Consider the following 13,057-nt stretch of genomic DNA (forward strand, 5'->3'; position numbering starts at 1 on the left):
CTCGCAGCGATTCGCGGACCGTCGGTCGCTCGCTCGTGCGATTTCCACGACGGATCGAATACTGAAACGCCAGCTCACTGCGGATAGAAGACCTGAAGCTTTAATTCAATGTAGGCGTACAACTATGGTACTGAATAGCATACTCCCACATATGCGAGTCAAATGTACCCTCTGCAGGCGAACGATCCCGGACCGTTCGACACAACGGGTCTGTGAGTGTGGCTGGTGTATGGATCCCAACTGCAGCAAAAACCACGAGGAGTTCTGCCCGGTTGACGGCACCGATCGGTGGATCGGCGCCTTCGAACGGTAACTCACCCAACAGCTTTTTCGCCGGCCGTCGTGCGTGCGGTATGGTTCGGAGGGTGGTACTGACTGGCATTGTCTGTCTGGTACTGATAACGGGGCTCGTCGGTCCGGCCGTCACGGCGTCCGGCGTCGCCGAGGACGGACCCGAAGCGTCGCCGACCGTCGAAGCGACCGGGGGCGACGCGGTTGCCGGCGACGAACTGGATCGGCTGCTCGAGGACGCGATGGACGACCACGACGTCGCGGGTGCCTCCGTCGCGGTCGTCGAAGAGGACGAACTCGTCCACGTCGAGGGGTACGGCGAGGCCGACGCCGCGGCCGGAACCGCGGTCGAGCCGAACGAGACGTCGTTCATGGTCGGCTCCGTCGCGAAGCTCACTGTCTGGACGGCGGTGATGCAGGGCGTCGAGGACGGCGCCCTCGAGCTCGACGAACCGATCGGCACCTACCTCGAGAACTACTCCGTCGAGGGGGAAGACGAGATCACGCTCGAACAGCTCGGGACCCACACGCCGGGGTACGAGGATCGGCTACAGGGGCTGTTCGTCGACGATCCGGCGGAGGCCGACGACTGGGAGCCGAAACTCGAGCGGGAGCTGCCCGCACAGGTCCGGCCGCCGGGCGAGACGGTCGCCTACTCCAACCACGGCACCGGGCTCGCGGCGCTGGTCGTCCAGGAGGCGGTCGGCGAGCCGTTCGAGGCGTACGTCGAGCGCGAGGTGTTCGAGCCGCTGGCGATGGACGAGGCGACGTTCGAACAACCCGTCCCCGACGAGCTGGCGCCGGTCTCGCAGGGCCACGTCCCGACCGACGACGGGTTCGAGACTGACGACCCCACGATTCTCGGTGTTCCACCCGCGGGCTCGATGAGCGCGACCGCGACCGACATGGGGAACTTCGCGGCCGCCGTGCTCGGTGACGGCGCGTTCGAGGACGACCGCGTCCTCGAGGCCGAATCGGTCGAGGCGATGCTCGACCAGCGGGCGACGAATCACCCCGCCGTCGACGGGGTCGGCTACGGCTACATGCTCGGCGAGCGCGGCGGCGAGCGACTGGCCTGGCACACCGGCGGCACCGAGTACTTCTACACGCTGTTCGCGCTGTTTCCCGACCGTGACGTCGCGCTGTACGTCAGCTTCAACACGGCCGGCAGCGGCGCCGCGCTGGCCGACGTCCTCGACGAGTTCATCGACCAGCGCTTCGGCGGCGAGGAGTCGACCCTCGAGCCCGACCCCGCCACTGCCGACCGCGCCGACGCCTACGAGGGGGAGTACCGGACCACCGCGTTCCAGACGACTCCCGAGAAGCTCGTCGGCCTCGGGGAGTCGATGTCGGTCTCCGTGACCGACGAGGGGTACCTCGAGCTCGGCTCGCCGCTCGGCGGCGACGCGACGCGCTGGGTCGAGGTCGAGCCGGGCGTCTTCGAGCCGGCCCCCGACGAGGACGCGGGGCTGATCTCGACGGTGGCCATCGAGGACGACACCCTCTACGTCGACGCCCCGACGCCGCCCTACGAGCGCGTCTCGTGGTATGAGACCGCGGCGGTCCAGATCGGGGTCGCCGTCCTCGCGCTCGCAGCGGTGCTGTCGACGCTCGTCGTCTGGCCGATCAGCGCCTACCGGAGCCGGGGGTGGGGACGGATGCGCGCCCACCTCACCCGCCCGCGGCTGGCGGTGGTCGGCGGCGCGGCGGCGGTGCTCGCGGCCGTCCTCGGCCTGTTCGCGAACGTGCTCGTGGATCCGAACCAGCTCGTCTACGGCTACTCGCCGTGGCTGCGGCTCGCGCTCGCGTTCCTGCTCGTCGTCCCGCTCGCGGCACTCGCTGTACTGGCGCTCGTCGGCCTCGAGTGGCGCCGCGTCCTCGGAGCCCGGGACCTCGGTGCGGGCTCGACGACGCCACTGGGCCTGGCGTACCTGACCGTCCTGGCGCTCGCGCTGGCCGTCCTCGGCTGGCAGCTGTGGTACTGGAACCTGCTGACGGCGGTCGGGTTTTGACGCCGCCGCTCGCCGTTCCCTGGTCGACGCGTGTGCATAGAGTGGGGCCGTCGTTCCTCCGGAAGCTTCGCTCGCGGCCGGTGGTGCTACGACCGTTCGCTAGAACTACATCGACTAATAATGTATATTAGAGATCTGTTATTATAGCGATTCTCCCACAGCAGCGAGGACGTCGGCCCGAACGAGAGTACCGACCGCGTATCGATCGCTTGAGGGGGTGATTCCGCTCGATTCGACCCGAGCGCTCCCGTGGGACCGAGTCGATCGGCCCGAGCGAACTTCAGCAGGAAACGGCGTTTTTGGCGCCACTTCGACTCGAAAGTTGGATAAGCGCGGCTCTACTATCGACCGTCCGTGCTTCCGGACCAGTCAGGGCGAAATAATCATCAATAACCAAATTAGAACTGCAAACCATATACTATCTAACTATTACGGTCCACTACCGGTACCGATTCCTCGAAAAGTCGAGCTACTGATAGCTCGTGTTCTCCGTCGGTTCGCGTCGCCGAACTCGGTACAACTGCTATTACATCCGTATGTCTGTAACCAAATTCCCGAACGCTCCAGTTCGGCTCGATCCTTTTCCGTTTCGTTTCGTATGCCGAAAGCGGCGGTGGGAGCGGAGCGCGTCTCGGGTTCGATCCACCTGCTTCGGCGGACCAGATGCGAAACGGACGCGGTGTGGCTTTCGCAGCCGTGAAATAGTTAAGTATCCCGACGTTCTCTACTGGCCCATGTTACGAGACACCCCGGAGCACACCCTCGAAACGACCGAGCGTTCGATCGAACTCCTCGAGGCGATCGAACGACTGGCGGGCGCGACGGTATCCGAGCTTGCACAGGAGTGCTCGCTCGCCCCGAGTACGGTGTACAAACACCTCGTCACGTTGCAGTCCAAGGGGTATCTCAACGAGCGGGGAAACACGTACTACGTCGGCTTTCGCTTTCTCAACCTCGGGGAACACGCCCGAAGCCGAATCAGCGGACTCAGGCTTATCGAGGACGCGGTCCAGGAGCTGACCGCCGAAACCGACGAAGAGGTCGATTTCACCGTCGAGGACCACGGGCGCGTGATGACGATTTTGGAGTCGTACCACAAGTGGGTCAAGTACGGTGACGACGGCGGCGCCGAACGGTATCGCGCACGGATCGGATCGTACTACCCCATGCACGCGACGGCGACCGGGAAGGCGATTCTGGCTTCCTATCCCCGCGAGCGCGTCGACGCGATCGTCGACGCATGGGGGTTACCCGCTCGAACGGAGCGGACCATCACCGATCGAACCGAGCTGTTCGCCGAACTCGACCGCGTCGCCGAGCGCGGGTACGCGATCGACGACCAGGAGTACGCCGACGGACTCCGGAGCGTCGGCACGGCTATCACCGGCCCCGACGGCGGCGTTGTCGGCGCGATTAGCGTTTCCGGTCCCAGCTACCGCCTTCACGGCGACGTCCTCCGGACGACGATCCCCGAGGCGGTACGGGGCGTGCGAGCCGACCTCCAGCGCGAACTGGTCGAGGCGAACACGGGGTAGCTCCGTCCTCGCACCGACCGGCTTTCGCGTATCGAAAGTGGTTCTCTCGCCGCTGCTCGCGCCCGAACCGGCCGTTCGACTAGTTTTATATGCTCGTTCGAACTACACTCGTAGCGCATGGTATTGACAATCACGATTGTAGAGATAGCACCGGTACCATCGATCACAGGGCGAGGAGGAACCCGATGACGCTCCAGGAGTACACGCTCGCGTTCCCGATCTGGGTCGAGTTCGGGACCGGCTCGACCGGGAATCTTGGCGAGCTCGTCGCCGCACAGGGCTGGGAGAACCCGCTGATCGTTACCGACCAGGGGATCATCGACGCCGGCCTGCTCGAGGACGTGACGGCGTCGCTGACGGCCGCCGGAATCGACTACGCGACCTACGACGGTGTCGAACCGAACCCGACCACTGCCATGGTCAACGAGGCGACGGCGGCGATCGAGTCCGAGGGCTGTGACGCGATCGTCGCAGTCGGTGGCGGCAGTTCGATCGACGTCGGAAAGGGCGCTTCCCTGCTGGCGACGAACCCCGGTACGGTCGCTGATTACGAGGTGACCTGTGCGGCGGACGTAAGCGCGGCACCAATCGAGAACCACCCGCTTCCGCTCGCGACGGTGCCGACGACCGCCGGAACCGGAAGCGAGGTCGATTACTGGGCCGTCATCACCGACGAGGACCGCGAGTTCAAGATGGCGCTCGGTCAGTCGCCCCAGCACCCCGGCGGTCCCTATCTCGGCGCCGAACTCTCGGTCGTCGACCCCGCCCTGACGGAATCTCTGCCGCCGAGACAGACGGCTGCGACCGGGTTCGACGCGTTCTCCCACGCCCTCGAGAACCACGTGTCAGCGGCGTGTCCGCCGATCGTCAAACCGATGACCGAACACGTCCTCGGGCTCGTGCCGGAGGCGCTCCCCCGGGCCTACGAGGACGGAGCGATGGACGCCCGCGAGCGGATGCTGTTTGGCTCACACGTCGCGGGCTTTTGCGAGAACTTCGCCGGCTTCGGCGCGATCCATTCGCTGGCCGAGACGACCGGCGGGATGTACCCCTCGATCCCCCACGGCGAGGCGATCGCTGCCTACACCCCCGCCGTGATGCGGTACAATATCGAGGCGGTCCCCGAGCGGTACGCCGAGGTCGCCGCGGCGATGGGCGTCGACACCGCGGGGCGGTCGACGCGAGAGGCCGCGCTGGCGTCGGTCGACGCCGTCGAACGGCTCATCGATCGCGTCGACTTACCGTCCAGTCTCCGAGAACTGGGCGTGGCGGAGTCGGACCTCCCGGAGATCGCGACGAACTCGCTCGACACGATCGAGATTCACGACAACCCCCGCCCCGCGGACGCGGACGATCTCTTCGAGATCGCGACCGACGCCTACTGACGGATTGCGCCCACCGCCCCGCTCCCGGGCCGATAGCGGCGCCTTTAGCGTGTCACACCCCCCCAAAGAGATAAGAACTGTGACGTCGAACCAACTGACGCTAATGTCTGGTACGTTTAGCGGACAGCTACGGGAGGCCCATGCGGCTGCCCGGGAAGAGGTACGTGAACTCAGCGACTGGAACGCGTGGATCGACGGCACCGCCGTCGCGGGCGACGGATCGCTCGAGACGATCGATCCCGTGGTGAACGAACCGATCACGACGGTCACACGGTGTGGGGCTGCCGACGTCGAAACCGCCGTCGAAACCGCCCGGCGAACGTTCGACACGCGGTGGTCGGAATCGACGCCCCGCGAGCGGTCCCGACTGTTGTTCGAGTGGACCGATCGACTCCACGATCACGTCGAGGAGCTCACGCTGATCGAATGTCTCGACACGGGCAAGCCCCGCTCGCAGGCTCGCGGCGAGGTCGAGGGTGCGATCGATACCCTCGAGTACTACGCCTCGCTGTGTCGGGTCCAGGACGGCCGACAGATCGCGACTGACGACGATCTGCACCTGTATACGCGAACGGAGCCGTACGGCGTCGTCGGGCAGATCATCCCGTGGAACTTCCCGATCTGGGCGGCCGCCTGGAAGCTCGGTCCCGCGCTCGCGACCGGAAACGCCGTCGTTCTCAAACCCGCGACGGACTGTCCGCTCTCGACGATTCGGATCGCCGAACTCTCCGCGGGAATCTTTCCCGACGGCGTGCTCAACGTCGTCCCCGGCACCGGGTCGGAAGTCGGGTCGACGATCACCGATCACGAGGACGTCCGGAAGCTCTCCTTTACCGGGAGCGTCGGCGTCGGCACCAAGGTCATGAAAGCCGCTGCCGACACCCTGACGCCGGTGACCCTGGAACTTGGCGGCAAGTCACCGGTCCTGGTCTTTCCGGACGCCGATCTCGATACGGCGGTCGAGGCGGTCGCGAACGGGATCTTCTACAGCACGGGTGAGATCTGTGACGCGTTCTCCCGCGCGCTGGTCCACGAGGACGTCCACGAAGAGTTCGTCGACCGGTTCGTCGCGGCGGCCGAATCGCACGTCCTCGGCGACCCGCTCGACGAGGCGACGACGATGGGGCCGCTGACCTCGCAGGCGCAGTACGAGACGGTCACCGACTACGTCGAGCGCGGCGTCGAGGAGGGGGCGACGCTGCTGACCGGTGGCAGCCCGCCGGACGACGAGGCGCTTCGGGACGGCTGGTTCTTCGAACCGACCGTCTTCGGCGACGTCGACAACGACATGACGGTCGCCCAGGAGGAGATCTTCGGTCCGGTCCAGACGATCAACACGTTCTCGACCTACGAGGAAGCGATCGAACTCGCAAACGACACTCAGTTCGGACTGGCGGCCGGGATCGCCACCGAGCGAACCGACCTCGCCCACGGCGCCGCGGCCGATCTCGAGGCCGGAGTCGTCTATGTCAACGAGTACGGCCCGATCCTGCCGGAGGCGCCGTACGGCGGGTTCAAGGCCTCCGGGATCGGGAAGGATCTCGGGACGGACGTCCTCGAGCACTACCAGCGCACGAAATCGGTCTACGTCAATCTCGACGAGCCGAGCTGCTGAGGCCGGTGATACCGTCCGGTTCGGAGTAGTTTTGGATCGAACCGGACCATCGTCGAAAAATATAAGTCATCGGTAACGCTCTGTTTGAGCCATAGTGTACGCTACCATGGAACACGAAGAGATCCGTTCGCCGACGGCAACGCCGATGTTCGCTCGCCCGCAGCCATGAACCCCTGGTATCTCTTCGGGCTAGAGGACGCCCGACGCGGAGAGCGCGGGCTTTTCATCATCACTGCGGCGTCGCTTGCAGCGCTGGGGGCTGTCGGACTTTGGAACCCGCACGGCCTCAACGAAACGATGAACGCAGCCTTCGAGTGGGTGCTGAACTACTTCGGCTGGTGGTTCATGCTGCTCGGAGTCGTGTTGCTCGGCTTTTCGGCGTTTATCGTGTTCTCGAAGTACGGCCACGTTCGGATCGGGGGCCAGGACGCCGAGCCCGAGTTCGGACTGTTTTCCTGGCTCGCGATGGTCTTCACCGTCGGATACAGCGGTTCGATCATCATCTGGGGCGTCGGCGAACCCGTCTCCATCGTCGCGGATCCGCCACCGGATCCGGCGCCGGTCGCGGGAGCGCCGATCGAATCGCTCGCCCTCGCGTTCATGTACATCCACGAGGTCTTCCCGGGGCTGGCTATGTGGTACCCACCGTTCGCGCTTGCGTTCGGGCTGATCATCTACACCCGGGGAACCGACGAGTACAAGTTCAGCGCGATGCTGAAGGTGATCCTCGACGAGGACGGCCACCGCGGACTCTACTGGATCGTCGACCTGGCCGCGCTGATCGCGATCGTCGGCGGCGTCGCCGCGGCGATCGGGTTCTCCGCGCAGGTGTTCTCGGCGCTTCTCGGTTCGGCGTTCGGCCTCCCCGCGACGGCGTTTACCTACGTCCTGTTCGCGATCCTCGGGCTCGTCTTTCTGGCCGACGTCTGGCTGGGGCTCCACAAGGGGATCCAGAACGCCGCGCGGGCGACGATCGTCCTGATGCTCGTCTCGTTCGCGTTCCTGTTCGTCGTCGGACCGACGCTGTTTATTCTCAACATCGGGCTCGATGCGGCCGGCGTCTGGCTCGATAACATGTTCCGGCTCTCGCTGTACACCGCGCCGACCGCCGACGGCAACTGGCCCCAGAGCTGGACCAGCTTCTGGTGGGCGTGGTGGGCCGCCTGGGGACTGTTCGTCGGGAGCTTCGTGGCCCGCGTCTCGAAGGGCCGGACGATCCGGGAGACGTTCGTTAGTCTGGTGTTTATCCCGGCCGGGCTCCTCTGGGTCCAGCACTCGATCATCGGTGGCTGGGTCCTCGCACCCGGCTACATCGAGCCCGTGACGGATGCGCTGAACAACGGTGGGATTCCAGCCGCGATCGCAACCGCCGTGACGATCACGCCGTACGGTGCGGTGGTGGGCGTACTGTTCATCCTCGTCATCGCGGGGTACGTGCTTACCTCGCTGGACTCCGCGGTGTATATCCTCTCGTCGATCACCCTTGGCGACGAGACGCCCAACGCCCGCAATCGCGCGTGGTGGGGCGTGTTGCTCTCGTTTCTCGGCGTGATGACGCTCGAGCTACCCGTCTTCGACGCGATGCAGGCGTTCCCGACGGTGCTTGCACTTCCGTTCACGCTGTTCTTGCTAGCGATCGCGTACGCGAGCTACGTTGCCGCGCGGGAGTACTACCACGGCGAGCTGGATCACGAGCGCGGCGACGCGTTCATCACGAGCTACGACCCAGAGTCCTCGGACGGCGAGGACGATTGAACAGCCGGGACGAGCTGGCTTCGGAACCCGGTGATGATCTGCCGTTCGTTTCTCGGAAGTCCGGTTCGCGTCCTAACAATATTTATTTAATCTAGATGTCGTTGATATAATAGGTTTGTGTAATGTATCTGGCTGGTGCCATCGCCCCGGGTATAGATTTGTGTGTTTATGGCAATAGTTAAAACGAAAGCTAATTTATATACTCCATATCTTGGTGTAACTTTGTCACTGAATAGGAAGAATATATAGTCTGATTCAGCCGTATTCGTCCGACACTACCGTTCTATCTCAATAAACGCCATAGTCTGTCTGTACTAATAAATTGAATGACACTTTCAATGGGTATTTGATTATTAGACAATATTATAGTCCGTAATACGGTGAACGTCCGCCTCAGTACCGCGAGTTCATATTGTATTATTGTCACCGAGTAGCGACTCCCCTGAACGTCGGATAGTCAGAACCACGAACGATTCCGAGGACGGTTGCGCTTCAGCGGGTGCAGTTACCACGAGTACACTCGTGGGCTTCGCCCTGTTGCCGTATGAAACGTCGCTCGATCAGAACGGGCCACCGGCCGCGGCGACGACGAACAGCAATGCGGGGATCGACGCGGTCACGAGTGCCAGGAGGTGTGGCGCCGGCGTCTCGTCGACCGCGGTTCGAGCGTTCGCGACGCTGGCGACGGTAAACGCCGCGCTGGCGCCGAGAAACAGCACGATCGACCAGAAGATACTCGCGTTGTACCGGGCGCGGACGGCGGGCCGATCGAGCGTGTAGTGGAAGGCGAAGAGGTCGGCCCACTGGGAGTTGTGGAACGCGTACAGCTGGGATTCGTACGCCGGGGTGATGTGGTGGATATCGGGGAACAGCCCCCAGAGTCCCCCGATCACGACGAGCCACAGCGCCACCCACGTTGGGAGGCGGTACCGCAGCGCGATCGGTGTCACCACTAGCAAGACGAGCGCCGCACCGACCAAGAAGTGAACGATTGCGGGGGCCATGCGGGGAGGGGATCGATCGAACGTCCGGTCCCACGTCCTCGTGCTTCAGTAATCGGCAGGTACAGCGACCGGTTCGATCCGCTTGCGGAATGTATAGGGTGATTTCCGCCGCTTCGGCGAGTACTGGTAAGCAATCCTATCGCCACGAGGGCCGTCCCTGCCGTCAGTGGCTTCCGAGTACAGTATCTCGGTCTTGCCGACGGCGACGGCAGAACACGCAATTGTCAAGGAATTATATTCGGCTTACACGACTGCAAATCCTTTCAATAGGGATGGTGTTGGAACAGATACAAAATTATAATGTGGGGATAAAATACACCACTTGATGAAAGATGATGGGAGATAGTGGACGACGAACGTTTCTCGCAACGGCCGCCGCTGGAACGACGTTCGGAGTAGCCGGGTGTACTGACGCGTTAACCCCCGACGAAAACGGAGCCGATGGAGAGGCAGCCGAGTTCCCCGACGACGATATCGAGATCATCTGCCCGTTCGACGAAGGAGGAGGGACCGACCTCACGGCGCGACAACTGTCCGAGCAGCTAGAAGCGGAGCTAGATACGTCCTCGTTCGTAACGAACTCGACGGGTGGATCAGGAAGCGTCGGCTTCAGTGAAATCGCGTCCGCGTCCGCCGATGGACATACACTCGGGATCCTGACAGTCGAGATCTGTACCGTTTCTCACCTGGATATCGGGGACGTCACTCACGAGGATATGACGCCGATTCTCCAGTACAACTTCGATCCGGCCGCGCTTACCGTCCACGAGGACGCCCCCTACGACACGCTCGAGGAGTTCGTCGACTACGCCGAGGACAACCCTGGCGAGGTGAGCGTCTCGAACTCGGGGACGGGCGCGATCTGGCACCTCGCGGCGGCGGAGTTCGAGCAGGCCGCCGACATCGAACTCGACCACATCGGGTACGAGGGAGCCGCGCCCGCGACGGAGGCGGTTCTCAGCGGCGAGGTCGAGGCGACGACCTCGAGTGCAGCAGAGGTTTCCTCGCAGGTTCAGGACGGCGAACTCGAGATGCTCGCGTTCTTCGGGGACGAGCGCCACCCCGCGTTCGAGGACGTGCCGACGTTGACCGAGGAGGGGTACGATGTTACCGTCGGTGCGTGGCGAGGTATCGGCGGCCCCGCGGATATGGACGACGAGATCGTCGCTACGCTCGAGGACGCCTTCGACGAGATCCACGACTCTGCGGAGTTCGAGGAGTTCATGGAGAACAATAACTTCCAGCTGGAGCACCGGGACGCCGACGATTTCGGCCAGTTCATGGACGAGGAGTACGATCGATTCGGCGATCTCATCGACGAGCTCGGGATCGAAGGCGAGTAGCAACGAGGCAGTATACGCTTACCGGAGACGAGAATGGCAGTTACTCTACCACATACCGATAAGATTGGATCGATTCTCTGGCTACTGTTAGCAGTAGGCGTCTTCGTCGCCTCAGCGGATCTACCTACTGGCACCGGAGAAACCGGTGCCGCGTTCTATCCGCGAGTCATCGCGGTTCTCATCGCCGGATTCGCTACGTTACAGCTCGCTCGGAGCGTCTACGAGGAAGAGCTTCAAACTCGCACGCTCTCCCGGGAGCAGGCACGGCCAGTTCTCGCAGTCGTCGCGCTCGTCACGGTTTACGTGCTCTCTCTGCCGTGGTTCGGGTTCGTTGCCGGGACGATTCTCTTCCTCGTCGTTGGAATGCTCTACTCCGGGGCGCGGTCTCCGATCCCGATCGGTGTCGCCGCCGTCGGACTGGCGCTGTTGCTCTACTACGTGTTCGCGGTGTTTCTCCGCATTCCGCTTCCGGAAAGCCCCTTCGTTCCCGTCGAGGACATGCTTCCCGGTTTGATCAGACTCGGACTAACCACCGGGGTGTTCGGATAGATGCTCGCCGGACTGCTCGAGGGGCTGACGCTCGTCTTCCAGCCGCTCGCACTCGCGCTGATCGTCTTCGGGGTCGTCGTTGGGATCGTCATGGGGTCGATCCCGGGGATGACCGCGACGATGACGGTCGCCGTACTCGTCTCGTTTACGTTCGGGATGAACCCGACCGAGGGGATGATGCTATTGCTCGGGATCTATGGCGGTGCGCTGTACGCGGGCTCGATTCCTGCGATTCTCATCCGGACGCCGGGAACGCCGAGCGCCGCCGCGACGATCTTCGACGGGTTTCCGCTCTCCGAACGGGGACAGGCTGGCAAGGCGATCGGGATCGCCACCATCGCATCGTTCGTCGGCGGTGCTATTAGCGTTGTCATCGTAACTTTCCTCTCTCCACAGATCGCGGACATCGCACTCAACATCGGTTCCCCCGAGTACTTCGCGATCGCGTTCTTCGGGCTGACGATCATCGCGAGTATCAGCGGCGACTCGATCACGAAAGGGATGCTCTCAGGTCTGCTCGGAATGCTGATCGCGACGGTCGGGCTCGATCCGACACTGGGACAACCACGGTTCACGTTCGGGTTCCCCGAGTTGAGTGCCGGGATCGAGTTTATCGCGGTGATGATCGGGCTCTTCGGGCTGGCGGAAGGACTCAACCGGTATCGCGAGGGGATCGGAACGATCGACATCCAACAGAACCTCAGCGGCATCACGCCGTCGGTTGGCGATCTGAAAAACATCCGAAACGTCACGCTCGGCTCGAGCGTCGTCGGATCGTTGATCGGGTCAATCCCCGGCGCGGGCGGCGACATCGCGTCGTTCGTCACCTACAACGAAGCCAAGCGCTGGGTGAAAAACGCGACGCCGGAGTTCGGCGACGGAAACATCAAGGGCGTCGCCGCAGCCGAGTCCGGAAACAACTCGAGCACGGCGGGCGCTCTCGTGCCGACGCTTACGCTCGGGATTCCCGGGGATTCGGTAACCGCCATTCTGATCGGCGCGCTACTCGTCCACGGGATCCAACCAGGGCCGGGACTGTTCGACGACGAGCCGGGACTCGTCTTCTCGATCTTCGTCGGCTTCTTTCTCGTCTACGTCGTAATTCTCGTCCTCGGTCTGCTAGGTGCTCACGCCTGGGTCCGCGTTATCAACTTCCCCGCCAAGTACCTGTGGCCGAGTATCTTCGTGCTCTGTGTCGTCGGCGCGTTCGCACTTCGAGGAAATCTCCTTGATATGTGGGTCATGGTCGCCGCCGGCGTCCTCGGAATTATTCTGCGGATGGACGGCTACCCGCTCGCTCCGATCGTGTTGGGAATGATTCTGGGACCGATCGCCGAGGAAAACCTCCGGCGATCGCTCGAACTCTCAAACGGTAGCTGGGACATCATCTACACGAACCCCATCGCGATGCTGATCCTCGTCTTCGCGGTCGTCTCGCTCGTCGCCCCGATCGCACTCCAGTATCGAGACCGTGGATAGTCTCGAGCTGTCAACCGAGGGGTGACACACTCGGACACGGTTCCGTCGCCGTCGCTTCGCTCTCGCGTAGCGACCGTCGATCGATGGTC

General features: G+C 63.3%; 10 protein-coding genes. 9 read left to right on the forward strand and 1 reads right to left on the reverse strand.

What is annotated here, in order from left to right; translation table 11 throughout:
• The first annotated feature begins 151 nt into the window (after positions 1-151).
• From NATOC_RS22005 to NATOC_RS15880, 6 genes are all read left to right on the forward strand, one after another.
• Positions 152-313, forward strand: a complete 162-nt coding sequence (locus NATOC_RS22005) for a hypothetical protein (RefSeq protein WP_015322493.1) — start codon at positions 152-154, stop codon at positions 311-313.
• Positions 314-353: 40 nt separating this feature from the next.
• Positions 354-2,303 (forward strand): serine hydrolase domain-containing protein, encoded by a 1,950-nt coding sequence (locus NATOC_RS15860; RefSeq protein WP_015322494.1) that lies wholly within the window; start codon positions 354-356, stop codon positions 2,301-2,303.
• 734 nt (positions 2,304-3,037) lie between these two features.
• A complete protein-coding gene (locus NATOC_RS15865; RefSeq protein ID WP_015322495.1) occupies positions 3,038-3,838 on the forward strand; it encodes an IclR family transcriptional regulator in 801 nt (266 codons plus the stop codon).
• 185 nt (positions 3,839-4,023) lie between these two features.
• Complete coding sequence (locus NATOC_RS15870) at positions 4,024-5,223, forward strand: iron-containing alcohol dehydrogenase (RefSeq protein WP_015322496.1); 1,200 nt, start codon at positions 4,024-4,026, stop codon at positions 5,221-5,223.
• Positions 5,224-5,326: 103 nt separating this feature from the next.
• Entirely contained in the window at positions 5,327-6,838 is a 1,512-nt protein-coding gene (locus tag NATOC_RS15875; protein ID WP_015322497.1) for an aldehyde dehydrogenase family protein, read from the forward strand.
• A 165-nt stretch (positions 6,839-7,003) separates the two neighbouring features.
• On the forward strand, positions 7,004-8,593 hold the full coding sequence (locus NATOC_RS15880; protein ID WP_015322498.1) for a BCCT family transporter: 1,590 nt from the start codon (positions 7,004-7,006) through the stop codon (positions 8,591-8,593).
• Positions 8,594-9,153: 560 nt separating this feature from the next.
• On the opposite strand, the gene NATOC_RS15885 is transcribed toward NATOC_RS15880, so the two are convergent.
• Complete coding sequence (locus NATOC_RS15885; protein ID WP_015322499.1) at positions 9,154-9,597, reverse strand: hypothetical protein; 444 nt, start codon at positions 9,595-9,597, stop codon at positions 9,154-9,156.
• A 335-nt stretch (positions 9,598-9,932) separates the two neighbouring features.
• On the opposite strand from NATOC_RS15885, the gene NATOC_RS15890 reads away from it, so the two are divergent.
• From NATOC_RS15890 to NATOC_RS15900, 3 genes are read left to right on the forward strand one after another with little or no spacing between them, the layout of a single operon-like run.
• On the forward strand, positions 9,933-10,940 hold the full coding sequence (locus NATOC_RS15890) for a Bug family tripartite tricarboxylate transporter substrate binding protein (RefSeq protein ID WP_157224643.1): 1,008 nt from the start codon (positions 9,933-9,935) through the stop codon (positions 10,938-10,940).
• Between the two features lie 33 nt (positions 10,941-10,973).
• Positions 10,974-11,489 (forward strand): tripartite tricarboxylate transporter TctB family protein, encoded by a 516-nt coding sequence (locus tag NATOC_RS15895; RefSeq protein ID WP_015322501.1) that lies wholly within the window; start codon positions 10,974-10,976, stop codon positions 11,487-11,489.
• A complete protein-coding gene (locus tag NATOC_RS15900; RefSeq protein WP_015322502.1) occupies positions 11,490-12,968 on the forward strand; it encodes a tripartite tricarboxylate transporter permease in 1,479 nt (492 codons plus the stop codon).
• The last annotated feature ends 89 nt before the right edge of the window (positions 12,969-13,057 follow it).

This window comes from Natronococcus occultus SP4 (assembly GCF_000328685.1).
Taxonomy (GTDB): Archaea; Halobacteriota; Halobacteria; order Halobacteriales; family Natrialbaceae; genus Natronococcus; species Natronococcus occultus.

Bases quoted from the DNA above. Each gene is read 5' to 3' on its own strand.
- NATOC_RS22005 (WP_015322493.1), top strand. From the start codon at position 152: ATGCGAGTCAAATGTACCCTCTGCAGGCGAACGATCCCGGACCGTTCG.
- NATOC_RS15860 (WP_015322494.1), top strand. From the start codon at position 354: ATGGTTCGGAGGGTGGTACTGACTGGCATTGTCTGTCTGGTACTGATA.
- NATOC_RS15865 (WP_015322495.1), top strand. From the start codon at position 3,038: ATGTTACGAGACACCCCGGAGCACACCCTCGAAACGACCGAGCGTTCG.
- NATOC_RS15870 (WP_015322496.1), top strand. From the start codon at position 4,024: ATGACGCTCCAGGAGTACACGCTCGCGTTCCCGATCTGGGTCGAGTTC.
- NATOC_RS15875 (WP_015322497.1), top strand. From the start codon at position 5,327: ATGTCTGGTACGTTTAGCGGACAGCTACGGGAGGCCCATGCGGCTGCC.
- NATOC_RS15880 (WP_015322498.1), top strand. From the start codon at position 7,004: ATGAACCCCTGGTATCTCTTCGGGCTAGAGGACGCCCGACGCGGAGAG.
- NATOC_RS15885 (WP_015322499.1), bottom strand. From the start codon at position 9,597: ATGGCCCCCGCAATCGTTCACTTCTTGGTCGGTGCGGCGCTCGTCTTG.
- NATOC_RS15890 (WP_157224643.1), top strand. From the start codon at position 9,933: ATGGGAGATAGTGGACGACGAACGTTTCTCGCAACGGCCGCCGCTGGA.
- NATOC_RS15895 (WP_015322501.1), top strand. From the start codon at position 10,974: ATGGCAGTTACTCTACCACATACCGATAAGATTGGATCGATTCTCTGG.
- NATOC_RS15900 (WP_015322502.1), top strand. From the start codon at position 11,490: ATGCTCGCCGGACTGCTCGAGGGGCTGACGCTCGTCTTCCAGCCGCTC.